The sequence below is a fragment of the Citrobacter sp. Cu233 genome (assembly GCF_030332225.1).
Classification (GTDB): Bacteria; Pseudomonadota; Gammaproteobacteria; order Enterobacterales; family Enterobacteriaceae; genus Citrobacter.
This window is the reverse complement of record NZ_JAOWIF010000031.1, coordinates 540,538-566,313: the sequence shown is the minus strand read 5'-3', so window position 1 is coordinate 566,313 and position 25,776 is coordinate 540,538. Positions and strand designations below refer to the sequence as shown.

Sequence of the window (25,776 nt, the reverse complement as noted above, 5' to 3'; positions counted from 1 at the left end):
ATTATCGGCAGCAGGTCAGCAGACTTGAGCTATTTAAAAGAGATTATCGAGATTCGTGCTGTAGGTTTTACTCACCTTTTCGCTCATCGATTTTAGCTGCTGGATCATACTGGTTAATTTGCGCGCATAGTTAGGGTCGGTGGCGTAACCGGCATTCTGCAATGCCTGGGCACCCTGCTCAGCGGTCGCGGCACCGGTCACCGCTGCGTAACGCGGATTGCGGGATATCAGACCGACATAATCCGACAGTGCTTCAAGATAGGAGCTATAAACACGGAATTTCGCTTTCACTTTTTTCGCCTCACCGTTTTCGTATTCGGTGGTGGTAATTTCAGTGGTCGGCCCTTTCCAGCTTCCCGAGGCTTTTACCCCAAAAATGTTAAAGCTCGGCTCGCCGTTCTCCCGTCGAATTTGTCGTTGCCCCCACCCGGACTCCAGCGCAGCCTGCGCCAGAATCAGATGATGAGGAACCCCGCTCTGCTGACTGGCCAGTTTTGCCGGCAACGAAAGTTGAGCCAGGAAGTCTTTGCTGTCACCCGACAGCGGCTCATCATAGCTTTCTGTGGTTCTGGGCATGGCTTTACGGACCAGTTGCGTCAGCGTCTGGTTTTGATAGCTGGTCACCGTTTCCAGCGAGAACTTCATCGGCACCTGCGGCGCATCATCCGCAGGTTGCCCCTGTCCTTGCGTCATCTGCTTGACCATCATTTCTGCCAGTCCCAGTCCTTTTCCTGCCGTCATCTGCTGGGCGATCTGTTGGTCATACATACTGGTGTATAAACGCGTGGAGTCGCTGCTAAACACACCGTCTTTTGGTAGCGCCTCACGCATGCTTTTCAACATCATCTGCACGAACATCCCTTCAACCTGGCGGGCGACCGGGCGGATATTTGCCGCCGGGTCCTGACCCGCTTTTGCTTTCAGTTCGTTCAGTGATTGTGCGTCCCAGGCTGCGCTGGTCAGCAGTTTGCTATCACCAATCATCAGATGATTTCCAGTTTGGCGCGCAGACAACCTGCACTTTGCATGGACTGCAGGATAGACATCAGGTCCATCGGAGTTGCCCCCAGCGCATTCAATGCACGTACGACATTGTTCAGGTTGGCGCTGGAACGAACGCTCTGCAACGAACCACCGCTCTGGCGCAAATCGATCTGCGTTTGTGGCGTCACCACAGTTTGTCCACCACCGAACGGGGTATCCGGCTGGCTGACATTCGCCTGGCGGTTAACCGTAATCGACAGGTTGCCTTGTGCTACAGCGCAACTATCCAGCGTCACTTCACGGTTCATTACCACCGATCCCGTACGGGAGTTAATAATCACCTTCGCGTCCTGCGGCGTGACGTTCACTTCCATATTCTGGATATCCGCGAGGAAACGTACCTGCGAGCTATTGCCACTCGGGACGCGTACCTGAATCGTGCGTGCATCCAACGCAGTCGCACTGCCAAATCCGCGAGAACGGTTGATGGTGTCGGTTATCTGCTGCGCCATAGTGAAATCTTCATTATTCAGCTGCAGATTAATGGTATTACCGCCACCAAACTGGGTGGGTAACTCACGTTCAATAATGGCACCGTTGGTGATACGTCCGCCGTTAAGTTGGTTCACCTGGACACTACTTCCACCCGCTGCGGCACCTGCACCGCCGACCAGAATATTCCCCTGCGCCAACGCATACACCTGGCTATCGACCCCTTTCAGCGGTGTCATCAACAACGTCCCACCACGCAGGCTTTTGGCGTTCCCCATCGAAGAGACCACCACATCGATGGTTTGTCCCTGACGACCAAACGCCGGGAATGACGCGGTCACCATCACCGCCGCCACGTTTTTCAACTGCATATTGGTGCCCGTCGGCACGGTAATACCCAGTTGCGAGAGCATGTTATTCAGCGTTTGCGTGGTAAACGGTGTCTGGGTGGTCTGGTCACCCGTACCGTCCAGTCCCACCACCAGCCCGTAGCCTATCAGCGAGTTTTCACGCACCCCCTGAACACTGGTCAGATCACGAATGCGATCGGCATGCGCAAAGGTGGTAGCCAGTACCAGTACCATTCCAACAAGAGTTTTAAACACTGGATACCTCGCTTACATCGGCGATAAATTAAGGAAGAAACGCTGCAACCAGCCCATATTCTGCGCCTCGTTGATATAGCCGTTACCGACATATTCAATACGCGCATCCGCAACCTGCGTTGACGGTACAGAGTTGCTGCCGCTAATGGTGCGCGGGTTAACAACTCCAGAGAAGCGAATGAATTCAGTACCCTGGTTAATGGCAATCTGTTTTTCACCCACTACATGTAAATTGCCATTCACCAGTACCTGATCAACCGTCACGGTCAACGTACCACTGAAGGTGTTTCTGGCGTTCGCGCCGCCTTTACCGTTAAACGAGTTGCCGCCAGAAGCCTCTACGTCGGCACGCTCGTTGCCAAACAACCCCTGCAGGTAACGTGGTACCGTGTCAAAACCAAAGTTAGTTTTGCCATCACGACTGGCATTCGCCGAGGAGCTTTTGCTCGCACTGACGTTTTCCTGCAATACGATAGTCAGCGTATCGCCAATATTGCGCGGACGGCGGTCTTCAAATAACGGCTGGTAGCCATAATTAATCGGCTGCGCAGACTGAAATATTGATCCATTCGCCACCGGCGTCGGGCCTGGAACTGGCTGAGCAGTCGTCGCGCCCTGAACGAGCGGAGTAGCCGGGATCCAGGCACATCCTGTCAGTGAAACCACCAGCAGGGCCAAAATCGGGTATGGGTGAAGCGCGTATTTTCGCATTGCCTTCATCTTCAAAATCAGTGCGCCGGTGAGGCTTTCACCCCACCGGACATCACTTTAGAGTTGCGTCAGTTTCTGCAGCATCTGATCGGTGGTCGATACCGCTTTACTGTTGATTTCATAAGCACGTTGAACCTGGATCATGTTGACCAGTTCTTCCGCCACGTTGACGTTAGAGGTTTCCACATAACCCTGGTACAACAGGCCCGCGCCGTTCAGCCCCGGCGTACTTTCGTTCGGTGCCCCGGACGATTGCGTTTCGGTGTACAAATTTTCACCAATACTTTCCAGGCCAGTATCATTCATGAAGGTCGTCAGGTTGAGTTGTCCCACCTGAACAGGCGCAGCCTGACCCTGCTGAGTCACACTGACAATACCGTCTCGTCCAATGGTGATGCTCAGCGAGTTAGCCGGGATAGTGATTGCAGGCTGAACCTGAAAACCACCCGCCGTGACCAACTGACCGTTCTGATCCACCTGGAAAGAACCATCACGTGTATAGGCTGACGTCCCATCCGGTAACATGACCTGGAAAAAGCCCTGGCCTTTAATCGCCACATCTTTGCTGTTATTGGTCTGAGACAGATTACCCTGGCTGTGCAAACGTTCGGTCGCTACCGGCCGTACACCGGTACCAATCTGCAAACCGGACGGCAGTGTTGTCTGTTCAGAAGACTGCGCTCCCGGTTGACGAATCGTCTGGTACAGCAGATCTTCAAACACCGCACGCTGGCGTTTAAAACCATTCGTACTGACGTTTGCCAGGTTGTTGGCAATCACATCCATGTTGGTTTGCTGCGCGTCCAGGCCGGTTTTGGCGATCCATAATGAATTGATCATAAAATGTCCTGTATTAACTCATCGACAGCAGTTGGTTGGCGCGGCCCGCGTTATCATCCACGCTACTGATAATCTTCATCTGCATTTCGAAGCGGCGAGCGCTGGCAATCATATCGCTCATCGCCGCAACGGGTTTGACGTTACTGCCTTCCAGTACGCCTGACATCACGCGGATGCTGGGGTCGGCTTGCAGTGTCGGTCCCCGGGTAGCTTGCGCTGCCGCATTCAGACGGAACATGCCATCATCACCACGTTGCACTTCACTTCCCGTCGCTTTAACCAGCTTCAGACGTCCTACCGGCGCCACCGTATTCGCGGGATCGCCTGGGTTGAGCGCCGAAATCGTTCCGTCAGCGGCGATAGTCACTTCCGACCCTTCCGGTACCGCTATCGGCCCAGCTTCGCCGATCACCGGATGTCCCTGAATGGTCAGTTCACCGGTTGGGCTCACCTGAATAGCGCCATTGCGGGTGTATCCTTCGCTGCCATCAGCGGTCTGCACAGCCAACCAGCCATCCTGCTGCAAGGCCACATCCAGCGGACGGGAGGTATAATCCATCTGGCCTGGCGTCATATCGGCCCCAGGCGTGGAAGCAACCACCAGCGTACGTGTCGGCAGTGAAAGCCCTTCTACGGGAACCGCGCGCAGCGCGTTGAGCTGAGCACGAAAACCCGGTGTGGAGGCATTTGCCAGGTTGCTGGCCGTCACCGCTTGTTGATTCAGCGTCTGACTGGCCGCGCCCATGGCGGTATATATTGCGTGATCCATTAAGCCATCCCGTCAGGCGCTTAGCGCAGGTTGACCAGTGTGTTAAGGATCTGATCCTGGGTTTTGATAGTCTGCGCATTCGACTGATAGTTACGCTGAGCGACAATCATATTCACCAGTTCTTTACTCAAATCCACGTTAGAAGCTTCCAACGCACCATTGGTCAGCTTGCCGAAGTTCCCCGTACCCGCGGTACCCAGCAGCGCCACACCAGAGGCCTGAGTTGCTGCCCAGACGTTATCGCCCTGAGATGCCAGACCTTCGTTGTTGGCAAAGTTTGCCAGCACGATCTGTCCCAGAACCTGTTTCTGTTCGTTGGAGTAGTTACCGACTACGGTACCGTCATTGTTAATCTGGTAGCTCACCAGATCGCCTGGTTTGTACCCGTCCTGATTAGTGGCAACAATGTTGTTTGCACCGGTGTTCTGCTGCATGGAGTTCTGGAAACTCATGGCGAAGGTGACTGCGGGTGCGCCATTAAGAGCGGCTGTGGTGATATTGAATGTACCGCCGCCGATTAACGACCCATTGGTATTAAATTCCAGCGTGGACGTTGGTGCGGTTGGCACAGCAGCCTTAGGGTCGCTGCTATCAATGGTATAGACAGCCCATTTGTTATCAGGCTGCTTTACAAAATAGGCGTTAACTTCGTGGGCATTGCCCAGGCTGTCATAAACGGTGACAGGACCTTTTTTGTTATAGCTGTCAGCATCTTTCGGATCGAACGTTGTCGTTGTCGGGATTTTATCCGATGAGTTCAGGTTGATCTGCATTGAGGCCTTGCTGGTTGCCTGTGCCGCCATCAATGTATTAGGGATCGTGATCGGCCCTGGGTTCGCACCCTGCTGAACTGTCGGCGGCGTACCGGTCGCCGGATAGCCCGTCAGCTTCAGCCCCTGCATGTTAACGATGTTACGGTTTTCATCGAGTTTGAACTGACCGTTACGACTGAAGAAAACAGAACCATTGCTGTCAACCATACGGAAAAAACCGTTCTGGCTGATAGCCACATCCAGCCCGCGTCCGGTGTTGGTGGTGGTACCATCGGTAAAGTCCTGGGTAATACCCGCCACTTTAACGCCCAGGCCCACTTTAGAGCCGGCAAACATATCGGCGAAGGATGCCGTGCCGGATTTAAAACCGTAAGTGGCGGAGTTGGCGATGTTGTTACCAATGACATCGAGGTTGGTCGCTGCAGCGTTCAGACCGCTGACCGCTTGTGAAAAGGCCATGACTTACTCCTGATAAGTGTGAAGGCTTAGATTATCTGCCGTACTTCGTCGAGGGTGGTGGTTCCATAGGTGCCCAGATCCAGCGTGTTACCGCCGTTACTGCGGATAACACCCTGCACCAGCGCAAACTGTAGAGGCTGCGCCACAAGCTGCGTTCCGCCATTACTGGCCGCAATCGAGACGTTATACGAACCGCTCGGTGCATCCGTGCCGTCCGTCATCGTGCCGTCCCAGGTAAAGGTATGCACACCCGCTTTCAACCCGCCAATATCAATGGTGCGTACCACCTTGCCGTCTTTATCGGTAATGGTTGCGGTAACCTTATCTGCCGGTTGCTGCAGCTCAACGCCAAACGGTGTCGTGGTCGTCGTTGCCCCTTCTTCCGCACCTTTACCGGTCAGAATGGTGGTTCCCGGGATCATGACACCATGGCCAATCAGAGTACTGGCCTGCAACGACTGGCTGCTATCGATCTGTCCAGAGATCGAACCCAGCGTGGTATTCAATTTTTCAATGCCGCTTACGGTACTGATTTGCGCTAACTGGGTAGTCAACTCATTGTTTTGCAGCGGGTTGGTCGGGTCCTGGTTTTTCAACTGCGCAACCAGAAGCGTCAGAAAGCTGCTTTGCAGATCAGCCGCGTTGCTCCCTGTCAGCGAACTTTTGCCAGTGGCAGCATTAACACCCGACGTACTCGGGTCATTCATTTTTACAGCAACGGACATGTGCGCCTCCTTTACTGGCCCAGCGTCAGCGTTTTAAGCATCAAGCTTTTCACGGTATTGAGCACTTCAACGTTTGCCTGATAACTGCGTGAAGCAGACATGGTGTTAACCATCTCGCCGACCACGTCGACATTCGGCATTTTTACGTAGCCATTCGCATCCGCCAGCGGATTGCCCGGCTCATAAACCAGCTTGTCCGGCGCCTGACTTTCAATGACGTCAGCGACTTTTACGCCACCGGTTGCTGCGCCTGGTGCTGCATCGACCTGAAAAACAACCTGCTTTGCGCGATACGGCTGACCATCAGGTCCGGTCACGCTATCCGCATTCGCCATATTGCTGGCTGCCACATTCAGACGTTGAGACTGAGCCGTCAGCGCAGAACCTGCGATATCAAAAATATTGAGCAACGCCACGGGTTAGTTCCCTCCTTGCAGCACGTTCATCATGCCCTTGATTTGCCCACCTAATGCGGTAAGCCCCATCTGGTACTTCAGGCTGTTATCCGCAAACTGCGTACGCTCCCTGTCCATATCCACCGTGTTGCCATCCAGAGACGGCTGGTCAGGAATGCGATAGAGCAACTCCGTAGAAGGCGCCGAGACAGTCTGAGCAGGAATGTGTTGTGCAGAGGTCAGCGTCAACGAAACACCGCCTGTTTCTTCCCGCCCTCGCACCATGACTTTTTTTAATTCACTGGCGAAATCCAGGTCGCGCGCCTGATACCCCGGCGTGTCCGCATTGGCAATGTTGGCCGCTAATATTTCCTGGCGTTGGGCGCGCAAATTCAGCGCTTCCTGTTGAAAACGTAAGGCGGCGTCGAGCTTATCGAGCATATCTCCTCCGCAAATGACAAAATTCAGCCGACAGCTTAAATCCCATCACGCGCGCGTTATCGCCGGAATAAACGCAAAATGCGTCGCTATTTGTTGCGTTGATGACTGCGTCACACAGGTAGAATCCTGCCACTACCTGAAAAAGCGCGAGGTTTTGATGCAAACGTTTAAACGTGGAATAGTCGTGGCAGCACTGCTGTTCAGCCCGATGACGCTGGCACAAGACCTGAATTCGCAGTTAACAGCGTGGTTTTCCCAGCGCCTGGCTGGGTTTAGCGATGAGGTGGTCGTCACTGTCCGTACGCCGCCAAACTTGCAACCCAGCTGCGATCAGCCTGCTCTGAGCGTGTCCGGCAGTGCGAAACTGTGGGGTAACGTGAACGTGCTGGCCCGCTGCGCCAATGAAAAACGCTATCTGCAGGTAAATGTGCAAGCCACCGGCAACTATGTTGTCGCAGCGGCCCCTGTTGCCCGTGGAAGCGTCCTGAACGCGACCAGCGTAACGCTAAAACGCGGTCGCCTGGATCAACTGCCGCCACGCGCCATACTGGACATTAATCAGGTTCAGGATGCCGTGAGCCTGCGCGACCTGGTTCCTGGTCAGCCCATCCAGCTCACAATGTTGCGCCAGGCCTGGCGAGTAAAAGCGGGTCAACGCGTGATGGTTATCGCCAACGGAGAGGGTTTTCGGGTCAATGCCGAAGGTAAAGCGCTCAACAATGCAGCCGTCGCGCAAAACGCACGAGTGCGGATGATTTCTGGTCAGGTGGTGAGTGGAATCGTCGATTCTGATGGGAATATTCTTATTAACCTATAATAGGTTAAAGATTTTTTAGCGAGTGCCGATAGATAATCAACCAATGATTAAAGCGGGCCGCTATAGCGTAACCCCTCGATGAGGATAGAAAAAATGAGTATTGATCGTACCTCACCATTGAAGCCAGTAAGCACTGTCCAGCCACGCGAAACCAGCGACTCGCCGGTACAAAAAGCGCGGAAGGAAAAAACAGCAACGACAAACAGCACCAGCGTAATGCTGAGTGACGCTCAGGCCAAACTGATGCAGCCCGGCACCAATGACATCAATATGGAACGTGTCGAAGCGCTGAAAACCGCGATCCGTAACGGCGAGCTGAAAATGGATACCGGAAAAATTGCCGACTCGCTGATCCGCGAGGCACAGAGCTACCTACAGAGTAAATAAAGTATGACTCGTTTGTCAGAAATACTTGATCAGATGACGACCGTCCTCAATGACCTGAAAACGGTCATGGATGCTGAGCAGCATCAGCTTTCTGCAGGGCATATCAACGGTAGCCAGCTACAGCGAATTACAGAAGAAAAAAGTTCTTTGCTGGCCACCCTCGATTATCTGGAACAACAGCGCCGCCTGGAAAATGACGCCACGCGCAGCGCCAACGATGAGATTGCCGAGCGCTGGCAGACAATCACTCAGAAAACACAGCATTTGCGCGATCTCAACCAGCACAATGGTTGGCTGCTGGAAGGGCAAATCGAACGCAATCAACAGGCAATTCAAGTGCTGAAACCGCACCAGGAGCCGACGCTGTATGGCGCGAACGGCCAGACCTCTGCGGCACATCGCGGCGGGAAAAAATTCTCTATTTGATCATTGCCTGATGGCATTGTGCTTATCAGGCAACGCTATTCTGTTGACCGGATGCGGCGTGGTACCGCCATCCGGCATAAGATGTCCATTACGCCGTCCGGCGAACGAACTCTTTCACTTTAAAGCCCAGCATAGCAAGAGCGGCAAAGTAGGCAACGATTCCCACGACCACCACTGCCATCAGACGCATCACACGCCACACCATTGTCCCTTGTGACCAGTCCGGCATAATGTAAAGCATCCCTACCAGCGCAGCAGACATCACCAGCACTGAAATCACCAGACGCGTCACGAACCAGGCCCAGCCCGGCTGTGGGGTGAATATTTTCTGTTTACGCAGTTGCCAGTAGAGCAGTGAAGCATTCAGACACGCCGCCAAACCGATCGACAATGACAGTCCGGCATGCTTCAACGGCCCGATAAACGCCAGGTTCATCACCTGGGTCAGAATCAGCGTCACAATGGCAATTTTTACCGGCGTTTTTATATCCTGACGCGAGTAAAAACCAGGCGCCAGTACTTTCACGATGATAATACCAATCAGCCCAACCGAATACGCCACCAGCGCGCGCTGGGTCATCGCTGCATCAAACGCGGTAAATTTTCCGTACTGGAACAGCGACACCGTCAGCGGTTTCGCCAGGATACCCAACGCCACGGCACTGGGTAACGCCAGCAGAAAGCACAGGCGCAGCCCCCAGTCCATCAGGCGACAATACTCATCATGATTACCGCTGGAAAAACTTTTGGACAGTGATGGCAGCAGGATTGTCCCAAGAGCTACCCCCAAAACACCGGAGGGAAACTCCATTAGACGGTCAGCATAGTACATCCATGACACCGAGCCGGAGGCCAGAAACGAGGCGAAAATCGTGTTAATAATCATTGAAACCTGGCTGACGGAAACCCCAAGGATCGCCGGCCCCATTTGCTTCACGACGCGCATCGCCCCTTCGTCGCGGAAGTTGACACGCGGCAGTACCAGCATGCCAATTTTCTTCAAATGTGGAAGCTGATAAACCAGTTGCAGCACACCGCCCACGGTGACAGCCCACGCCAGCGCCAGCACCGGCGGATGGAAATAAGGTGCGGCAAACAGGGCAAAACCGATCATGCTGATATTCAGAAACGTCGGCGCAAACGCTGGAATGGAGAAGCGATTCCATGTGTTAAGGATTGCACCTGCCAGCGAGGCCAGCGAAATCAGCAGAATATAAGGAAAGGTTATGCGCAGCAGTTGGGTGGTCAGTGTGAACTTATCTGCAGTATCAGCAAACCCTGGCGCGGTGACCATTATCACCCACGGCGCAGCAAGCATCCCGGCCACCGTGACGACGGCCAGCGCCAGCGTCAATAGACCAGAAACATAGGCGACAAACACGCGGGTGGCGTCTTCACCCTGCTTACTTTTGTATTCGGCAAGAATCGGTACGAACGCCTGAGAGAACGCACCCTCAGCAAAAATACGGCGCAGCAGGTTAGGCAGTTTGAATGCCACAAAAAAGGCGTCGGTCGCCATCCCTGCGCCAAAGATTCTGGCGACAATCGCGTCACGCGCAAAACCCAGCACACGTGAGAACATCGTCATCGAGCTGACGGCTGCCAGCGATTTTAATAAATTCATCTATGTTGTATTCCAGACTCTGAGGCAGAACCCCGCATAGCCAGTCCATAGGCCGGAGAAGGCGTTAAGCCCTCATCAGGCAATGTCGCAGGGCCTGATGCCGACGCTAAAGCGTCTTATCAGGCCGACAAACTGGTCTATCGCTTGAAAAGAGGTGTTTTTTGAGTGGGCATATAGTACCTGGATTACCGTGAATTACTACCGCCAGATGTTACAGGGGGTTATTCCGCCATCGCCTCCCGCCACAGTTTTTCAACCACACGCTGCGCCAGAATCGCCTGCTCGCCCGCCGTCTCAGGAACCATCTGATTTTGTACGCAGGCTATAAAATGACGTGCGCATCCGGCAAACCCACGTTGTTCTAACGTCGTTTGCCATCCTGCAATTGGCTTATGTACCACACCCTGCCCGCGTTCCTCGCGCCATTCCCGCATATCCGTCACATCAATCAAGCCCCCCTCCGTCACGGCCTGGATGCACTCGCGCTGGCTACCGGCACGGCGGTGCATACTGGTAGTTATCTGTAGCTGGTCGGCAGAAAAATGATGTTCAGCATAAAGCATCTCACCGGTGTCATTTGTTAACAGCGTGCCGCCATTAAGTTGAACCTTTCCTCCTGCCAGCCACAGCGCGGTGTCTACCACGTGCAGATAATCATCCAGCAGCGTAAAACGCAGATCGTGCGGCCCAACGCTGTCCGTACGGTGCTTGTCCATACGAACAGACGCCGCATTGCCCAACTGCACCTTGAGATCCTGGTACAGCGGCGCAAAGCGACGATTAAACCCAACCATTAGCGTCAGCTTTCTCCGTGCCGCCAGCTCCACCAGTTGTTCAGCTTCGCGCAGATTTTCTGCCAGCGGCTTGTCCACGCAAACGTGAACGCCGGCATTCAACAACTCACTCACTACGGCATAGTGGGTGGCGGTACTGGAATGAACGAAAACGGCATCGCAGGTTGCCGCTAAATTCTGTACGGAATCAACGTATGGCATTCGCCAGGTTTCACAAATACGCTGTGCTTTTTCCCGCGAGGGCGACCATGCGCCCTGCAGTGTCCAGTCCGCAGATGCGCCCAACACAGGCAACCATGCCTTTTGCGCGATACTCCCTAACCCGACCACGCCGATACGCAATTTTCCCACGTTAGTCTCCCAGATGTGCCAATAACGAATCGAGCCGCTGTTTCAACTCTGCCACTTCGGTTTCCAGCGCTTCAACACGCGCCTGCAAATCTCCAGACGCCGTCTGCGGTTCATCTGCCGGAGCGAGTGACTCATCAACCTCGCCACAAAACAGGTGCATATAACGACTTTCTCGTTTTCCAGGTTCACGCGCCAGGCGAACCACATAAGGGCCATCTTCCCGGGTAGCCAGTTTTTCCAGCGTCGACTCCACTTCCGCCATATCGCTGAACTCATACATTCGGGATGCGCGGCTACGCAATTCACCCGGCGTCTGTGCGCCACGCAGTAACAGCGTGGTGATCAATGCCACTTCACCCGCACTAAGCTTAAGATTGCCAAACTCTGAATTACAGAACCGCTGTTCGTATTTAGTCACACGATTACCAAAGCCGCTCACCGTACGCAGAAAATGCCTTTTTACCAGGTTATCAAGCTGATCCTGCACCTCGGCTTCCGATAGATTCATCACCGGTTCACGGTTGGTTTTTTGATTACACGCGGTCACCACACCATTCACGGAAAGGGGATATTGTTCCGGTGTAGTAACCTGTTTTTCTAATAAGCAGCCAATAACACGTGCTTCGGTGGCGGTTAATTCGTATTTCATCGTCTTCTCCATTATTCAGGCCGCGCGCCTGAAACTTAGCGACCGGGGGTCCATTCTGATGTTGTCAACGCCGTAAGCACATGATCGCGCCACTGCCCATCAATCAGCAGATAGTCTTTTGCATACCCTTCTTTCTCAAAGCCAAGTCGCGCAAGCAAATCGCCGCTACGCTTATTGTGTGGCATGTAGTTCGCCATAATGCGGTGAATATGTTGCGTCCGCTGCATATAACGAATAGCGGCGGTCAGGGCTTCGTACATCAGTCCCTGCCCTTGCCACTTCTGCGCAATGGAATAACCGAGATAACAGGCGTGGAAAGATCCACGCACCACGTTCGAGAAGTTCGCAACGCCGATAATTTCTTTTTCGTCTGGATCGAGCAGCGCGAAATACCAGGCCGTGCCTTGTTTATGAAATTCAGAGATCATGCTCAGACGCGCCTGCCAGCCAGAGGGGTAGCAGTGGCTTTCATCGCGAATAGGTTCCCAGGGCTTTAAGAAATGACGGTTTTCTGCGTAATAATCTGCCAGACGCCAGGCATCACGCTCATGCACCAAACGCACGACCAGGCGGTCCGTGGTTAAGCGCACTTTTGGCACGTTACTGCGATAGCCAAACATTCTATACCTACTCCTTCCCGTAACGTCTTCAATACGCAATTCGCATTACTATACCTGTGCAAATACACCCTGTGAAAAGAGCAAAATGCCATTTTTTGAATTATTCACACATTTTGATGAAAACTCTCTATCAAGACTGACTTTTGATAAAAAAATATTGTCCAGCCAGGGGTGGGAAAAGCGCAAACGACACCGCAGAATAGAAGGTGCTTATCTTTTAAACTCTCCACCGAGTGACGAGTTTTTTCCCTGGAGGGGAAATGTCGCAAGTCTCGCAGGCAAGGAACCTGGGTAAATATTTCCTGCTCATCGATAATATGCTGGTCGTGCTGGGTTTCTTTGTCGTTTTCCCACTGATCTCTATCCGTTTCGTCGACCAAATGGGCTGGGCCGCCGTGATGGTCGGCATCGCACTTGGATTGCGCCAATTTATTCAGCAAGGGCTGGGGATTTTTGGCGGCGCAATTGCTGACCGCTTTGGTGCCAAACCCATGATTGTGACCGGCATGTTGATGCGTGCTGCCGGGTTCGCCACGATGGGAATTGCTCACGAACCCTGGCTATTGTGGTTCTCCTGTTTCCTCTCCGGCTTAGGCGGTACATTATTCGACCCGCCCCGCTCGGCACTGGTGGTCAAACTGATCCGTCCGGAAAAGCGCGGACGCTTTTTCTCTATTCTGATGATGCAGGACAGTGCGGGCGCCGTTGTTGGTGCATTACTCGGCAGCTGGCTGTTACAGTACGATTTCCGCCTGGTTTGTGCCACGGGTGCGATTCTGTTCGTTCTGTGCGCTGCGTTTAACGCCTGGCTGCTTCCGGCATGGAAGCTATCCACCGTGAAGATTCCCGTGCGCGAAGGCATGAGTCATGTGATGCATGACAAACGGTTTGTCACCTATGTCCTGACGCTGGCGGGGTATTACATGCTGGCGGTACAGGTTATGTTAATGCTGCCGATTATGGTTAATGACATTGCCGGTTCGCCGGCCGCCGTGAAGTGGATGTATGCTATCGAAGCGTGTCTCTCTTTAACGCTGCTCTACCCTATCGCCCGCTGGAGTGAGAAACGTTTTCGTCTTGAACATCGACTGATGGCGGGCCTGCTGATCATGTCTCTTAGCATGATGCCCATCGGTCTGGTCGGGAATTTACAGCAGCTTTTCACCCTGATTTGCACCTTCTATATCGGTTCTGTCATCGCGGAACCGGCACGCGAGACGCTGAGCGCGTCATTGGCAAATGCGCGCGCACGGGGCAGTTACATGGGCTTTAGCCGCCTCGGATTAGCCATCGGCGGCGCCATCGGTTATATCGGTGGCGGTTGGCTGTTTGACATGGGTAAAGCATTGTCACAGCCAGAGCTCCCGTGGATGATGCTCGGCATTATCGGCTTTATCACCTTCCTCGCGCTGGGTTGGCAGTTTAGCCATAAACGCCCGTCACGCGGCATGCTGGAACCTGATGCCTGATAGCCGATCAGACGTCCCGGACTCAATTTCAGTTTTTTCTGCTGGTGTCCGGGCCGCTGGTGCTTGATGCTGCTTTGTGTCACGATTACGCCACAAGCATCATGTTGAGGAACCCCATGAAAAAGTTTTTTTTTGCTGCTGCACTAATTGTCAGCGGCCTGTTGGTTGGTTGTAATCAACTCACACAATACACGGTTAGCGAGCAAGAAATTAATCAGGCATTGGCTAAGCATAACGACTTTTCGAAAGATATTGGTCTGCCTGGCGTGGCGGAGGCCCACATCGTACTGACCAATCTCGCCAGCCAGATTGGTCGCGAAGAACCGAATAAAGTGACGCTGACAGGCGATGCCAATCTGGATATGAATTCCCTTTTTGGTAGCCAGAAAGCGACCATGAAGTTGAAGTTAAAAGCATTGCCAGTCTTCAATAAAGAAAAAGGCGCGATTTATCTGCAAGAGATGGAAGTGGTAGATGCGACCGTCACACCAGAGAAAATGCAATCTGTACTGCAAACTCTGATGCCCTACTTAAATCAGTCGCTGCGGAATTACTTTAACCAGCAACCAGCCTATATTCTGCGTGAAGACAGCAGCAAAGGCGAAGCGTTGGCGAAAAAACTGGCGAAAGGGATTGAAGTTAAACCGGGCGAAATCATTATCCCGTTCACCGATTAATAAACAACAGGGCGCTAATGCGTCCTTTTTTTTCGTGCAAACGAAAACGTTTCCGCTTATCCTTTGTTTCCGGCAAAAAAGACTATCCTCAGCCGGAGCATATTGATGACTGCACCATCCCAGGTTTTAAAGATCCGCCGCCCAGACGACTGGCACCTTCACCTTCGCGATGGCGACATGTTAAAAACTGTCGTGCCTTATACCAGTGAAACTTATGGTCGCGCGATTGTTATGCCAAACCTCGCTCCACCGGTCACTACCGTTGACGCAGCTATTGCGTACCGCCAACGCATTCTGGACGCTGTACCCGCCGGACATAACTTTACTCCGTTAATGACCTGCTACTTAACGGACACGCTGGATCCTAATGAACTTGAGCGTGGATTCAACGAAGGCGTCTTTACTGCCGCTAAACTTTATCCCGCCAATGCAACAACCAACTCTACACACGGTGTAACCTCAGTCGATGCCATTATGCCGGTACTGGAGCGCATGGAGAAATTGGGGATGCCCCTGTTGGTGCATGGTGAAGTGACGCACGCTGATATCGATATTTTCGATCGCGAGGCACGTTTTATCGAAACGGTGATGGATCCCTTGCGTCAGCGTTTAACCGCGCTAAAAGTGGTGTTTGAACATATCACGACCAAAGATGCCGCCGAATACGTTCGCGAGGGCAACGAGCTTCTTGCAGCAACCATCACACCGCAGCATTTAATGTTTAACCGCAACCATATGCTGGTCGGCGGAATTCGTCCGCACCTGTACTGTCTGCCGATACTCAAACGTAATATTCACCAGCAGGCGCTGCGTGAACTGGTTGCCAGCGGATTCAGCCGTGCATTCCTTGGCACCGACTCCGCACCGCATGCACGCCATCGTAAAGAGTCCAGTTGCGGCTGTGCTGGTTGCTTTAACGCGCCGACAGCACTGGGAAGCTATGCTACCGTATTCGAAGAGATGAATGCTCTGACGCATTTTGAAGCCTTCTGCTCACTGAACGGTCCACAGTTCTACGGTCTCCCCGTCAATGATACCTTCATTGAACTGGAGAAAATTGAACATCAGGTACCGGATAGCATCGCACTGGAAAATGACACGCTGGTGCCATTCCTTGGCGGTGAAACCGTACGCTGGTCAGTAAAACGCTAAAAAAGTGTAGCCCACTGTTGTCAACTGGCGCAGTTAACTGTATAAATAACCAGTATATCCAACAGGGGGCTATTATGCGTATTGAAGTCACTATTGCCAAAACTTCACCTTTACCAGCCGGTGCTATCGACGCGCTGGCAGGTGAACTCTCCCGCCGTATTCATCATCATTTTCCGGATAACGAAGGTAACGTTACCGTTCGCTATGCCGGGGCAAACAATCTGTCGGTTATTGGCGCAACAAAAGAGGACAAAGAACGCATCAGCGAAATCCTACAGGAAACCTGGGAAAGCGCAGATGACTGGTTCATCAACGAATAAAAAATGATATGCAGTGATGTTTGTTTGCCGGGTCGCCCCGGCTTTTTTATACGTGCAGCCTTTAAATCAATCTTGCATTTACTACGCTAGCAGACAATTTATATTAAACACCTTGATTATCTTTTAATCAGAACACCAAAATAATTGCACAACATGCTAAAAAAAAATGAATAACATGTTGTTTTATTAGTCAGATACCACTGAAAACAAAAAATTTATGCGCCGCCCTCTTTAAATTTTCAATGAATACCCTTATTTATTGATATACTGAAGTTGCTTCAGAAAAAAACGCATTGAACCTCGAAAACCGTTGTCTAGTAACACGAATTAGGGGGCATGATGGAAAAGAATAATGAAGTCATTCAGACTCATCCACTTGTAGGATGGGACATCAGCACTGTTGATAGCTACGATGCGCTGATGCTGCGTTTGCACTACCAGACCCCGAATCGTCCGGACCCGGATGGGACTGAAGTCGGTCAAACGCTCTGGTTAACCACTGATGTTGCCAGGCAATTTATTTCGATATTAGAAGCCGGAATCGCCAAAATTGAATCCGGTGATTACCAGGTAAATGAGTATCAGCGACATTAAACCTGATACATCCAACCATCAAAAGGCACCTTCACGGTGCCTTTCTTATTTGCAGGTTGAATATTCCGGTTCAGTTATTTACCCTGCTATACCTGTCATACTTCAAGTTGCATGTGCGTTGGCTTTATTACTCGGCCCCTCCCTGGGCCTCGCCCTTTCAGGGCCGCTGCAAGTAGCGTTCAAAACGGCCGGGGCGTTTTGTCCTGCAACTCGAATTATTTAAGGTATACTATCGCGATTGCAGAGAGAAGCGGATGAAATACGACTTAATCATTATTGGCAGCGGTTCCGTGGGCGCCGCAGCCGGATACTACGCCACGCGCGCCGGTCTCAACGTTCTGATGATCGACGCTCATATGCCACCGCATCAGCAAGGCAGCCACCACGGCGATACACGATTAATTCGTCATGCTTATGGCGAAGGTGAAAAATACGTCCCACTGGTCCTGCGTGCGCAGAGCTTGTGGGATGAACTTTCCGCACAAAATGAAGAACCTGTTTTTGTTCGCTCTGGCGTTATCAACCTGGGTCCCGCAGATTCAACCTTCTTAGCAACCGTGGCGCAAAGTGCAAAACAGTGGCAGCTCAAAGTCGAACAGCTGGATGCAGAAGCCATCATGGCTCGCTGGCCAGAAATTCGCGTACCTGAAAACTATATCGGACTTTTTGAAGCCGAATCCGGTTTTTTACGCAGTGAGTTAGCCATTAAAACCTGGATTCGCCTGGCTGAAGAGGCGGGTTGTGCACAACTGTTTAAATGCCCCGTCACGGCGATTCATCACCACGATGATGGCGTAACGGTTGCAACAGCCGATGGTGACTACCACGCGAAAAAAGTCGTCGTCAGCGCCGGTACCTGGGTCAAGGCATTACTGCCTGAACTGCCGATACAACCGGTGCGTAAGGTATTCGCATGGTACCAGGCTGACGGACGCTACAGTGTCAAAAACAAATTCCCGGCATTCACCGGCGAACTGCCTGATGGCGATCAATACTACGGTTTTCCAGCTGAAAATGACGAGTTAAAAATTGGCAGGCATAACGGCGGACAGGTCATTCATTCACCTGAAGAGCGTAAACCGTTTGCCGCTGTCGCCAGCGATGGTTCTGAGGCCTTCCCATTCCTGCGCGCTGTTTTGCCTGGCATCGGCTGTTGTCTGCATGGCGCATCCTGTACTTATGATAACTCGCCAGATGAAGACTTCATTATCGATACGCTGCCAGAACATGACAACACGCTGGTGATTACCGGACTCAGCGGACACGGTTTTAAGTTTGCTTCCGTACTGGGCGAAATTGCAGCTGATTTTGCCCAGGGTAAACCGTCAGCCTTTGACCTGACGCCATTCCGTCTGTCCCGTTTTAAGTGATAATTGATCAACGGCCTCGTTGGTGAGGCCATTTTTAATAACAGGAATAACATTGATGCGTCGCATCTTTCACTATCTGGTTAATAATATTCGCGAGCATTTCATGCTCTACATTATTTTATGGTCGCTGCTGGCGATTATGGACGTCATATATATTATGTTTTTCTAACCTATTTGCGCTGACATTAACTGACAAAAACTGATAATTACTTAATCTCACTGCAATAAACTGAATAACTTAACGTCCACTCCTTCTTGTTATCAAGCCCTTCTCCTTATCCACTCACACTAACAGCTTGATGATTACGCCTTTATTTAATCAATTTTATTGAAATAAAAATAAATATCATCACCATTGTTATTTATTAGTTGCATTAATGTCTTTTCCGCGCCATTTTCATTCACTTCTGAAATATCTAACGGTGTGTTTATGCAATTCAATAATAGTCCACAGCGCTATGGCGTGGTGTCTGCAGCATTACACTGGCTGGTCGCTATTGCCGTCTATGGCATGTTTGCTCTGGGTTTATGGATGGTAACACTCAGTTATTACGATGGTTGGTATCACCAGGCGCCTGAACTGCATAAAAGTATCGGTGTGCTGCTGATGATGGGACTGGTTGTCCGCATTGTCTGGCGGGTTGTTTCCCCTCCCCCTGCCGCGCTGAAAAGCTATTCCCGTCTGACCCGCATTGCGGCGGCATTGGGCCATCTCACGCTATATACCCTGCTTTTTTCTATTGTCATCAGCGGCTATCTGATCTCTACCGCAGACGGTAAAGCAATAAGCGTATTTGGTTGGTTCGATGTTCCCGCCACGTTTGCCAACGCCGGCGTACAAGCCGACATCGCCGGTAACGTGCACCTGTGGCTCGCGTGGGCCGTGGTGGTTTTATCACTTCTGCATGGGCTAATGGCCCTGAAACATCACTTTATCGATAACGACGATACCCTTAATCGCATGTTGGGAAAATCGTCATCTGACTATGGAGCTTAAAATGAAAAAAAACCTGCTGGGGCTCTCACTCGCCTCTTTATTATTCACGACCGGCTCTGCCATCGCGGCGGATTACAAAATTGACAAAGAGGGACAGCATGCCTTTGTTAATTTCCGCATTCAGCATCTGGGATACAGCTGGCTGTACGGCACATTTAACGACTTCGACGGTACATTTACCTTTGACGAGAAAAATCCGGCTGCCGATAAAGTCAATGTCACCATCAACACCGACAGTGTTGATACCAATCATGCCGAGCGTGACAAACACCTGCGTAGTGCAGAATTCCTCAATGTGAGCAAATTCCCGCAGGCCACTTTTACATCCACCAGCGTGAAAAAAGCGGGTAACGATCTGGATATCACCGGTAACCTGACCCTGAACGGTGTCACCAAACCGGTTACATTGGACGCGAAGCTGATGGGTCAGGGTGGCGATCCATGGGGTGGCACACGCGCCGGTTTTGAAGCGCAAGGGAAAATAAAGCTGAAGGATTTCAACATTACCACCGATCTCGGTCCCGCTTCGCAGGAAGTCGAATTAATTATCTCGGTGGAAGGCGTACAGCAGAAATAACGTCCTGTTGATGCCGGATGAGGCTTTTGCCACCATCCGGCATAGTGTTATTGCGCAGGATCGGGAATACCGAGCTTAGTATTTAAACGACCACGCGATTTATTAAAGATCTTATTGCCATTCTCACGCCCCGCGCGACGGCGACGCTGCTCTTCTTCTGGCAGTTCGCTCTCTTCACAACACAGTTCACTACAGCAGCCTTTATACTTTTGCGCACAGGCTGGACACTGAATAAACAACAGATGGCAGCCATCGTTTTTGCAATTAGTATGACTGTCACATGCGGTACCGCACTGGTGACAATGCGAAATCACATCGTCAGAGATCCTCTCCCCCATGCGTTCATCGAAAACAAAATTTTTGCCGATAAAACGCACAGGCAACCCCTGCTCACGCGCTTTGCGGGCATACTCAATAATGCCGCCTTCAATGTGCCAGACTTTGCTAAACCCGTTATGTTTCATCCAGGCACTGGCTTTCTCACAACGGATCCCCCCGGTACAATACATAACGATTTTTTTATCCTTATGCTCCTGCATCATTTCTACCGCTTTCGGCAGCTGATCGCGGAAGGTGTCTGCCGGGATCTCCAGTGCATTTTCGAAGTGACCCACTTCATATTCGTAGTGGTTACGCATATCAATAAACACCGCATCCGGATCGTCCAGCATGGCATTCACTTCAGCAGCCTTCAGATAATCACCCACGTTGCTGGCGTCAAAATCAGGATCATCAATGCCATCCGCGACAATTCGCTCACGGACCTTCATGCGCAGAACCCAGAATGATTTGCCGTCATCATCTAATGCAATATTGAGACGCAACCCGGATAATGCAGGATCAAATGCGTATAACTGTTGGCGAAACGCATCAACGTTACTTTGCGGTACACTGATTTGCGCGTTAATGCCTTCCCGCGCAAGATATACGCGGCCAAACACATTCAGTGTAGTGAACAGTTGATACAGTGCATCACGCGTTTGCTGAGGATCAGCAATGGTGAAATATTTATAGAATGAAATCGTCGTGCGCGGCTCAGATTCCGCCAGCATTTTAGCTTTGAGCGCGTCATTCGAAATGCGGTTGTGTAACACTGGCATGGTGTACGTATCCTGCAATCAGTAAAAATGAAAATCGGCCGGCATGATAAAGCAAACATCGCCAATTTACATCCACACATTTTACGCTACATTTCATACTTCACGATAAAAACGCAACAACAATTGATGGTTTAATCACCGTTCTCCCGTCGTAAATTTTAGATACGCGCAAAAAAATGCGACAATACAGGGAATTGGTCGTTAGAAGACAGGATAGACATGACGAATTTACCCAAGTTTTCGGCTGCACTCCTGCATCCGCGTTATTGGTTAACCTGGCTGGGTATTGGCATCCTTTGGTTAATCGTGCAGTTACCTTACCCAGTGCTCTATAAATTGGGATGTGCATTAGGCCGTCTGGCACTGCGTTTGATGAAACGTCGGGCAAAGATTGTTTCCCGCAATCTGGAACTGTGCTTCCCGCAAATGAGCAAGCAGGAACGCCAGCAGATGCTGGTAAAAAACTTTGAGTCTGTCGGTATGGGCGTAATGGAAACCGGTATGGCCTGGTTTTGGTCAGACAGGCGAATATCACGCTGGACTGAAGTTATCGGAATGGAGCATATCCGGGACGTTCAGGCACAAAAGCGTGGGATCCTGTTAGTTGGTCTGCACTTTTTGACCCTCGAGTTGGGCGCACGCCAGTTTGGTTTACAAGAGCCAGGAATTGGCGTGTATCGTCCTAACGACAATCCGCTGCTCGACTGGCTACAAACCTGGGGGCGTATGCGCTCCAATAAATCAATGCTCGATCGTAAAGACCTGAAAGGGATGATTAAAGCGTTGAAGAAAGGTGAAGTGGTCTGGTACGCGCCGGATCACGACTACGGCCCTCGCGCCAGTGTATTTGTGCCTTTGTTCGCCGTTGAACAGGCTGCAACAACGTCCGGGACCTGGATGCTGTCACGAATGTCGAATGCCTGCCTGGTGCCATTTGTTCCCCGCCGCAAACCTGACGGCAAGGGGTATCAATTGATCATGCTGCCACCGGAGTGTTCGCCACCGCTGGACAATGCTGAAACAACGGCGGCCTGGATGAATAAAATCGTTGAAAAATGCATCATGATGGCCCCCGAGCAATACATGTGGCTACATCGACGCTTCAAGACACGTCCTGAAGGCTCCCCCTCTTTGTACTGAGTCTTTGTTGCAGTCCTGTGGACTGCAACACCTTCTCTCCCCTTTTAGGTTTAACTGCTATCCGCATTGCAGCAACTATCAACCAGGCGCATAATTAGCCTGCTTATTTATATTTAATCGATAGCGCAAACAGCGCATCACACTGCGGATCGCTATGTCACCCTCTGATGCCCCCATAAACTGGAAACGCAACCTTACCGTTGCCTGGCTGGGCTGTTTTTTAACCGGCGCAGCATTTAGCCTGGTCATGCCATTTTTACCCCTTTACGTCGAGAGTCTTGGCGTGACGGGTCACAGCGCCCTGAATATGTGGTCAGGGCTGGTATTCAGTATCACCTTCCTGTTTTCAGCGATTGCCTCACCTTTTTGGGGCGGGCTGGCCGACCGTAAAGGCCGGAAAATTATGCTCTTACGCTCGGCGCTGGGCATGGCCATCGTCATGCTGCTGATGGGGTTGGCGCAAAATATCTGGCAGTTCTTGATCCTGCGCGCCCTGCTGGGTTTGCTCGGTGGATTTATTCCTAATGCCAACGCACTGATCGCAACCCAGGTGCCACGCAATAAAAGCGGTTGGGCGTTGGGAACACTTTCCACCGGCGGCGTCAGCGGTGCTTTACTTGGGCCACTGGCAGGCGGATTACTCGCCGATCAGTATGGTCTGCGCCCCGTATTTTTCATCACAGCCACGGTGCTGTTGATCTGTTTTATTCTGACACTCTTTTTTATCCGTGAACGCTTCCAGCCAGTGAGTAAGAAAGAGATGCTACACCTTCGCGAAGTCGTGACGTCGTTAAAGAATCCAAAGCTGGTGCTGAGCTTGTTTGTCACTACCCTGATAATTCAGGTTGCAACCGGCTCCATTGCGCCAATCCTGACGCTGTATGTACGGGAGCTTGCGGGCAATGTCAGCAATATCGCGTTTATCAGCGGGATGATTGCCTCTGTACCAGGTGTTGCGGCCTTAATCAGTGCACCAAGGCTCGGCAAATTGGGTGACAGGATTGGTCCGGAGAAGATCCTGATCGTTGCATTGGTTATCTCGGTACTGCTGTTGATCCCTATGTCATTCGTACAAACACCCTGGCAGTTAGGCGTGCTGCGCTTTTTACTGGGTGCCGCTGATGGTGCATTGCTGCCTGCCGTACAGACCTTGCTGGTGTATAACTCAACCAACCAAATCGCCGGGCGTATCTTTAGCTACAACCAGTCGTTTCGTGATATAGGCAACGTTACCGGGCCGTTAATGGGGGCTGCTATATCGGCAAATTATGGCTTCCGTGCCGTCTTCTGCGTAACCGCTGGTGTTGTGTTATTCAACGCGATCTACTCATGGAACAGTCTGCGCCGCCGCCGGGGATCTCATGTCCTGGGATGATTTTGTGTATTCATTCTCAACGCTCCCCCCAATATATCAATTGGTTTAATTGTGGGGGGACCGTTGAGTGAACTCAAAAATAATTCTGGTCGCACTGGCCAAATGCCTTTTTAAACGTCATGACATTCAATACCGCTACATATTATTCTAACTGTTATAGTAAACCACTTTATTTCTTCCGGAGTTTTTTGCTTCATACAACGCAGCATCAGCATATGATACGACTTTATCAGCTGAATAATCATCAGATTTACTACAATATACACCGATACTGATCGTCATTTTCTCTTTCAAGCCATAAACATTGGGCACTGCTGTTTCAGCCTCAACATTTTTTCTTATTCTTTCCGCAACAAACACTGTTTCAGCTTTATCTTTACACTTAATCAGGATCCCAAACTCTTCCCCACCAATTCTCGCAAAGATATCTGAGTCCCTGATCGATTTATTGACAATATCAACAATGCTCTTTATAACGCGATCGCCTTCCTGATGACCATAAGTATCATTGATGCGTTTGAATTTATCTATATCCAGTATCATTATACAGACAGCACCTTTTACTAACGATGATTTCAGTGCCTTATAGAATAATTTCCGGTTATATATCTTAGTCATCGCATCTTTTATTGCTGAATCCGTCTCTCTCTTAAGAATAATGAACGTGTTGTACATTAATATAGATATGATACATAAGGTGCTGATAACTTCGATTCCCCGACTGACATACCAAATATACATACTATATTCATCCAGACTTAACAGTAGAACATTCGTCAGGATTGCAGAGCAACACAATAATGCTATGCTTTTCCATAATATACCATACATTTTGGTTTTCACTGCCAGATACAATAAAACCATTCCCCATGCGATAATCAGCGAATATATGTAGCCAATATGCCAGTGCACCGTTTTATTGTCAGCTTTTAAACTGGTAATTTTAATCGTGACATCAGTATTATAACTGGATAAGTTATGTGAAAGGAATGCAATTGCCAGCATAATCAACAATGCTATAATTATGTAACATGGTTTTCTTTCTTTAGTCTCAATAACTGTGGTAGTCGCTTTATAAGATTTCAATGATACAAAAAGCAATGCAATAAAACTAAGTTGTCTAAAATAATAGAAGATAGCAATATCATTTGTACGTTTTTCTATCAAAACGCTATCATTAATTAAACCCTGAACTATATATATAGTTTCTATAAAATAGAGATTATTACTAAGAAATGCCATTCCTAATATCATCAGGTAGGTTAAATCTTTCCTGCAAAGGTATTGAAAAAGCATAAAAAGAAAAATAATGGCGTAAAGAAAAAATAGCCCAACAATAATAATTAAATATGTTGTTTGAGGTACCCTCTGCACTTCTAACTGATACTGAGAAAGACACACACCAACAATAAAATAGCTGACTAAGCAAGTAATGTAAAAGCTCATCAACCTGCTATTGTTTGAATTACTATTATTCATGACAGCCCTGGCAAGAATCCTATTTCGAATTTTATATATTAAGTTATTACTTTTTGCAAATTAATAATTCACATCAAAAGCAGTAATATAATCATTTTTCTTTCAATAATAATTATACCATTTATAACACATGTTATTATTCATTAAATATTATGGATACTCTTTTATACTTCTCTACATATTAACATATCCATCACATATATAATGATTAGCAATATCCTTTATAGATATCTGGCTTAAACAAATATCGATATTTTCAGGCGTAATATTCACACGCGTCACTTTTAATTTTAATCTTTATTTTCAATTAGTTACAATGAATAGCTTTATATAATTTATATTATTTCACCCGCTGCAAAGTATGGCTTGCCGTCTATTCAATCATCCCCTTTAAACGATAACATCCTCACTCATGATGCTCCTGCCATAACTGCTTGAGTTTAATACACAACAACCGATTCTTAAAAACTTAAGGTTTGCTGTTTATGAATCGTATTGCCGGTAGGGTTTCCCCGTGTTTTTTGTTGTCTCAGGAAGCACCACAACCGTGTGGATATGGTGAGAAACCCCCGATGCTTCAAGCCGTTGCATGCCTGAAACTTCGCGATAAACGAATGCTTTGACAGTTCTCACCACACCACCTATATCTTTTTATTAGGCCACT

Annotated in this window: 29 protein-coding genes; 14 read left to right on the top strand and 15 right to left on the bottom strand. The window is 50.2% G+C overall.

Annotated elements, in window-relative coordinates:
* Positions 1-33 precede the first annotated feature (33 nt).
* The 9 genes from flgJ to flgB are packed head-to-tail and all read right to left on the bottom strand — an operon-like array spanning position 34 to position 7,194.
* Entirely contained in the window at positions 34-984 is a 951-nt protein-coding gene (gene flgJ, locus OGX95_RS09130) for a flagellar assembly peptidoglycan hydrolase FlgJ (RefSeq protein ID WP_286629209.1), read from the bottom strand.
* On the bottom strand, positions 984-2,060 hold the full coding sequence (locus tag OGX95_RS09125) for a flagellar basal body P-ring protein FlgI (protein ID WP_137383046.1): 1,077 nt from the start codon (positions 2,058-2,060) through the stop codon (positions 984-986). The genes flgJ and OGX95_RS09125 overlap by 1 nt, the downstream gene beginning before the upstream one ends.
* A 33-nt stretch (positions 2,061-2,093) precedes the next feature.
* A complete protein-coding gene (gene flgH, locus OGX95_RS09120; protein ID WP_003836756.1) occupies positions 2,094-2,792 on the bottom strand; it encodes a flagellar basal body L-ring protein FlgH in 699 nt (232 codons plus the stop codon).
* A 57-nt stretch (positions 2,793-2,849) separates the two neighbouring features.
* Complete coding sequence (flgG, locus tag OGX95_RS09115; protein ID WP_005129045.1) at positions 2,850-3,632, bottom strand: flagellar basal-body rod protein FlgG; 783 nt, start codon at positions 3,630-3,632, stop codon at positions 2,850-2,852.
* A gap of 13 nt (positions 3,633-3,645) precedes the next feature.
* A complete protein-coding gene (locus OGX95_RS09110; RefSeq protein WP_045441661.1) occupies positions 3,646-4,401 on the bottom strand; it encodes a flagellar basal body rod protein FlgF in 756 nt (251 codons plus the stop codon).
* A 20-nt stretch (positions 4,402-4,421) separates the two neighbouring features.
* Positions 4,422-5,633: a flagellar hook protein FlgE gene (gene flgE / locus OGX95_RS09105; protein ID WP_286629208.1), complete on the bottom strand. Its 1,212-nt coding sequence runs from the start codon at positions 5,631-5,633 to the stop codon at positions 4,422-4,424.
* Positions 5,634-5,659: 26 nt separating this feature from the next.
* Positions 5,660-6,358, bottom strand: coding sequence for a flagellar hook assembly protein FlgD (gene flgD, locus OGX95_RS09100; RefSeq protein ID WP_286629207.1), 699 nt, complete (start codon positions 6,356-6,358; stop codon positions 5,660-5,662).
* A gap of 11 nt (positions 6,359-6,369) precedes the next feature.
* A complete protein-coding gene (gene flgC / locus OGX95_RS09095; protein ID WP_045441655.1) occupies positions 6,370-6,774 on the bottom strand; it encodes a flagellar basal body rod protein FlgC in 405 nt (134 codons plus the stop codon).
* Between the two features lie 3 nt (positions 6,775-6,777).
* Positions 6,778-7,194: a flagellar basal body rod protein FlgB gene (gene flgB, locus OGX95_RS09090; protein WP_003036189.1), complete on the bottom strand. Its 417-nt coding sequence runs from the start codon at positions 7,192-7,194 to the stop codon at positions 6,778-6,780.
* 157 nt (positions 7,195-7,351) lie between these two features.
* On the opposite strand from flgB, the gene flgA reads away from it, so the two are divergent.
* The 3 genes from flgA (at position 7,352) to flgN (ending at position 8,824) form a co-directional block, all read left to right on the top strand.
* Positions 7,352-8,011: a flagellar basal body P-ring formation chaperone FlgA gene (gene flgA / locus OGX95_RS09085; protein WP_286629206.1), complete on the top strand. Its 660-nt coding sequence runs from the start codon at positions 7,352-7,354 to the stop codon at positions 8,009-8,011.
* A gap of 93 nt (positions 8,012-8,104) precedes the next feature.
* The gene (gene flgM / locus OGX95_RS09080; protein WP_005129057.1) at positions 8,105-8,398 is read left to right on the top strand and encodes a flagellar biosynthesis anti-sigma factor FlgM; all 294 of its coding nucleotides are present in this window, start codon (positions 8,105-8,107) and stop codon (positions 8,396-8,398) included.
* A gap of 3 nt (positions 8,399-8,401) precedes the next feature.
* Complete coding sequence (gene flgN / locus OGX95_RS09075; protein ID WP_286629205.1) at positions 8,402-8,824, top strand: flagella biosynthesis chaperone FlgN; 423 nt, start codon at positions 8,402-8,404, stop codon at positions 8,822-8,824.
* An 88-nt stretch (positions 8,825-8,912) separates the two neighbouring features.
* On the opposite strand, the gene murJ is transcribed toward flgN, so the two are convergent.
* The 4 genes from murJ to rimJ all read right to left on the bottom strand — a co-directional run bounded on the left by murJ (position 8,913) and on the right by rimJ (position 12,862).
* Complete coding sequence (gene murJ, locus OGX95_RS09070) at positions 8,913-10,448, bottom strand: murein biosynthesis integral membrane protein MurJ (protein ID WP_286629204.1); 1,536 nt, start codon at positions 10,446-10,448, stop codon at positions 8,913-8,915.
* Positions 10,449-10,669: 221 nt separating this feature from the next.
* Positions 10,670-11,593 carry a Gfo/Idh/MocA family protein gene (locus OGX95_RS09065; protein ID WP_286629203.1) on the bottom strand — a complete coding sequence of 308 codons (924 nt, stop codon included), beginning with the start codon at positions 11,591-11,593 and terminating at the stop codon, positions 10,670-10,672.
* 1 nt (position 11,594) lies between these two features.
* Complete coding sequence (locus OGX95_RS09060; protein WP_286629202.1) at positions 11,595-12,242, bottom strand: YceH family protein; 648 nt, start codon at positions 12,240-12,242, stop codon at positions 11,595-11,597.
* A 35-nt stretch (positions 12,243-12,277) separates the two neighbouring features.
* On the bottom strand, positions 12,278-12,862 hold the full coding sequence (gene rimJ, locus OGX95_RS09055; protein ID WP_271450131.1) for a ribosomal protein S5-alanine N-acetyltransferase: 585 nt from the start codon (positions 12,860-12,862) through the stop codon (positions 12,278-12,280).
* 260 nt (positions 12,863-13,122) lie between these two features.
* Here rimJ and mdtH point away from each other — a divergent pair, with 260 nt between their 5' ends.
* The 9 genes from mdtH to OGX95_RS09010 all read left to right on the top strand — a co-directional run bounded on the left by mdtH (position 13,123) and on the right by OGX95_RS09010 (position 20,018).
* Positions 13,123-14,331 carry a multidrug efflux MFS transporter MdtH gene (mdtH, locus tag OGX95_RS09050; RefSeq protein WP_286629201.1) on the top strand — a complete coding sequence of 403 codons (1,209 nt, stop codon included), beginning with the start codon at positions 13,123-13,125 and terminating at the stop codon, positions 14,329-14,331.
* Positions 14,332-14,447: 116 nt separating this feature from the next.
* Positions 14,448-15,008: a lipoprotein gene (locus OGX95_RS09045; RefSeq protein WP_137383041.1), complete on the top strand. Its 561-nt coding sequence runs from the start codon at positions 14,448-14,450 to the stop codon at positions 15,006-15,008.
* Between the two features lie 105 nt (positions 15,009-15,113).
* On the top strand, positions 15,114-16,160 hold the full coding sequence (gene pyrC, locus OGX95_RS09040; protein ID WP_286629200.1) for a dihydroorotase: 1,047 nt from the start codon (positions 15,114-15,116) through the stop codon (positions 16,158-16,160).
* Between the two features lie 74 nt (positions 16,161-16,234).
* Complete coding sequence (gene dinI, locus OGX95_RS09035; RefSeq protein WP_006685106.1) at positions 16,235-16,480, top strand: DNA damage-inducible protein I; 246 nt, start codon at positions 16,235-16,237, stop codon at positions 16,478-16,480.
* 339 nt (positions 16,481-16,819) lie between these two features.
* Complete coding sequence (gene bssS, locus OGX95_RS09030; RefSeq protein WP_003036154.1) at positions 16,820-17,074, top strand: biofilm formation regulator BssS; 255 nt, start codon at positions 16,820-16,822, stop codon at positions 17,072-17,074.
* Positions 17,075-17,328: 254 nt separating this feature from the next.
* On the top strand, positions 17,329-18,444 hold the full coding sequence (solA, locus tag OGX95_RS09025; protein WP_286629199.1) for an N-methyl-L-tryptophan oxidase: 1,116 nt from the start codon (positions 17,329-17,331) through the stop codon (positions 18,442-18,444).
* Between the two features lie 55 nt (positions 18,445-18,499).
* Positions 18,500-18,613: a YceO family protein gene (locus tag OGX95_RS09020; protein ID WP_003846814.1), complete on the top strand. Its 114-nt coding sequence runs from the start codon at positions 18,500-18,502 to the stop codon at positions 18,611-18,613.
* Between the two features lie 261 nt (positions 18,614-18,874).
* Positions 18,875-19,441 carry a cytochrome b gene (locus OGX95_RS09015; protein ID WP_286629198.1) on the top strand — a complete coding sequence of 189 codons (567 nt, stop codon included), beginning with the start codon at positions 18,875-18,877 and terminating at the stop codon, positions 19,439-19,441.
* A 1-nt stretch (position 19,442) separates the two neighbouring features.
* Complete coding sequence (locus OGX95_RS09010) at positions 19,443-20,018, top strand: YceI family protein (RefSeq protein WP_286629197.1); 576 nt, start codon at positions 19,443-19,445, stop codon at positions 20,016-20,018.
* Positions 20,019-20,065: 47 nt separating this feature from the next.
* Here the strand turns inward: OGX95_RS09010 and trhO are convergent, their stop codons facing one another.
* Positions 20,066-21,118, bottom strand: coding sequence for an oxygen-dependent tRNA uridine(34) hydroxylase TrhO (gene trhO / locus OGX95_RS09005; protein WP_040230660.1), 1,053 nt, complete (start codon positions 21,116-21,118; stop codon positions 20,066-20,068).
* Positions 21,119-21,337: 219 nt separating this feature from the next.
* Between trhO and OGX95_RS09000 the strand changes: the two genes are divergently transcribed.
* Positions 21,338-22,258: a Kdo(2)-lipid IV(A) acyltransferase gene (locus OGX95_RS09000; RefSeq protein WP_286629196.1), complete on the top strand. Its 921-nt coding sequence runs from the start codon at positions 21,338-21,340 to the stop codon at positions 22,256-22,258.
* Positions 22,259-22,412: 154 nt separating this feature from the next.
* Positions 22,413-23,633 carry a multidrug efflux MFS transporter MdtG gene (gene mdtG, locus OGX95_RS08995; protein ID WP_286629195.1) on the top strand — a complete coding sequence of 407 codons (1,221 nt, stop codon included), beginning with the start codon at positions 22,413-22,415 and terminating at the stop codon, positions 23,631-23,633.
* A gap of 147 nt (positions 23,634-23,780) precedes the next feature.
* On the opposite strand, the gene OGX95_RS08990 is transcribed toward mdtG, so the two are convergent.
* Complete coding sequence (locus OGX95_RS08990; RefSeq protein ID WP_286629194.1) at positions 23,781-25,112, bottom strand: sensor domain-containing diguanylate cyclase; 1,332 nt, start codon at positions 25,110-25,112, stop codon at positions 23,781-23,783.
* Positions 25,113-25,776: the final 664 nt, after the last annotated feature.

Coding starts and splice junctions, on each gene's coding strand:
- flgJ (WP_286629209.1), bottom strand. CDS start 984: ATGATTGGTGATAGCAAACTGCTGACCAGCGCAGCCTGGGACGCACAA.
- OGX95_RS09125 (WP_137383046.1), bottom strand. CDS start 2,060: ATGGTACTGGTACTGGCTACCACCTTTGCGCATGCCGATCGCATTCGT.
- flgH (WP_003836756.1), bottom strand. CDS start 2,792: ATGCGAAAATACGCGCTTCACCCATACCCGATTTTGGCCCTGCTGGTG.
- flgG (WP_005129045.1), bottom strand. CDS start 3,632: ATGATCAATTCATTATGGATCGCCAAAACCGGCCTGGACGCGCAGCAA.
- OGX95_RS09110 (WP_045441661.1), bottom strand. CDS start 4,401: ATGGATCACGCAATATATACCGCCATGGGCGCGGCCAGTCAGACGCTG.
- flgE (WP_286629208.1), bottom strand. CDS start 5,633: ATGGCCTTTTCACAAGCGGTCAGCGGTCTGAACGCTGCAGCGACCAAC.
- flgD (WP_286629207.1), bottom strand. CDS start 6,358: ATGTCCGTTGCTGTAAAAATGAATGACCCGAGTACGTCGGGTGTTAAT.
- flgB (WP_003036189.1), bottom strand. CDS start 7,194: ATGCTCGATAAGCTCGACGCCGCCTTACGTTTTCAACAGGAAGCGCTG.
- flgA (WP_286629206.1), top strand. CDS start 7,352: ATGCAAACGTTTAAACGTGGAATAGTCGTGGCAGCACTGCTGTTCAGC.
- flgM (WP_005129057.1), top strand. CDS start 8,105: ATGAGTATTGATCGTACCTCACCATTGAAGCCAGTAAGCACTGTCCAG.
- flgN (WP_286629205.1), top strand. CDS start 8,402: ATGACTCGTTTGTCAGAAATACTTGATCAGATGACGACCGTCCTCAAT.
- murJ (WP_286629204.1), bottom strand. CDS start 10,448: ATGAATTTATTAAAATCGCTGGCAGCCGTCAGCTCGATGACGATGTTC.
- OGX95_RS09060 (WP_286629202.1), bottom strand. CDS start 12,242: ATGAAATACGAATTAACCGCCACCGAAGCACGTGTTATTGGCTGCTTA.
- rimJ (WP_271450131.1), bottom strand. CDS start 12,862: ATGTTTGGCTATCGCAGTAACGTGCCAAAAGTGCGCTTAACCACGGAC.
- mdtH (WP_286629201.1), top strand. CDS start 13,123: ATGTCGCAAGTCTCGCAGGCAAGGAACCTGGGTAAATATTTCCTGCTC.
- OGX95_RS09045 (WP_137383041.1), top strand. CDS start 14,448: ATGAAAAAGTTTTTTTTTGCTGCTGCACTAATTGTCAGCGGCCTGTTG.
- pyrC (WP_286629200.1), top strand. CDS start 15,114: ATGACTGCACCATCCCAGGTTTTAAAGATCCGCCGCCCAGACGACTGG.
- dinI (WP_006685106.1), top strand. CDS start 16,235: ATGCGTATTGAAGTCACTATTGCCAAAACTTCACCTTTACCAGCCGGT.
- bssS (WP_003036154.1), top strand. CDS start 16,820: ATGGAAAAGAATAATGAAGTCATTCAGACTCATCCACTTGTAGGATGG.
- solA (WP_286629199.1), top strand. CDS start 17,329: ATGAAATACGACTTAATCATTATTGGCAGCGGTTCCGTGGGCGCCGCA.
- OGX95_RS09020 (WP_003846814.1), top strand. CDS start 18,500: ATGCGTCGCATCTTTCACTATCTGGTTAATAATATTCGCGAGCATTTC.
- OGX95_RS09015 (WP_286629198.1), top strand. CDS start 18,875: ATGCAATTCAATAATAGTCCACAGCGCTATGGCGTGGTGTCTGCAGCA.
- OGX95_RS09010 (WP_286629197.1), top strand. CDS start 19,443: ATGAAAAAAAACCTGCTGGGGCTCTCACTCGCCTCTTTATTATTCACG.
- trhO (WP_040230660.1), bottom strand. CDS start 21,118: ATGCCAGTGTTACACAACCGCATTTCGAATGACGCGCTCAAAGCTAAA.
- OGX95_RS09000 (WP_286629196.1), top strand. CDS start 21,338: ATGACGAATTTACCCAAGTTTTCGGCTGCACTCCTGCATCCGCGTTAT.
- mdtG (WP_286629195.1), top strand. CDS start 22,413: ATGTCACCCTCTGATGCCCCCATAAACTGGAAACGCAACCTTACCGTT.
- OGX95_RS08990 (WP_286629194.1), bottom strand. CDS start 25,112: ATGAATAATAGTAATTCAAACAATAGCAGGTTGATGAGCTTTTACATT.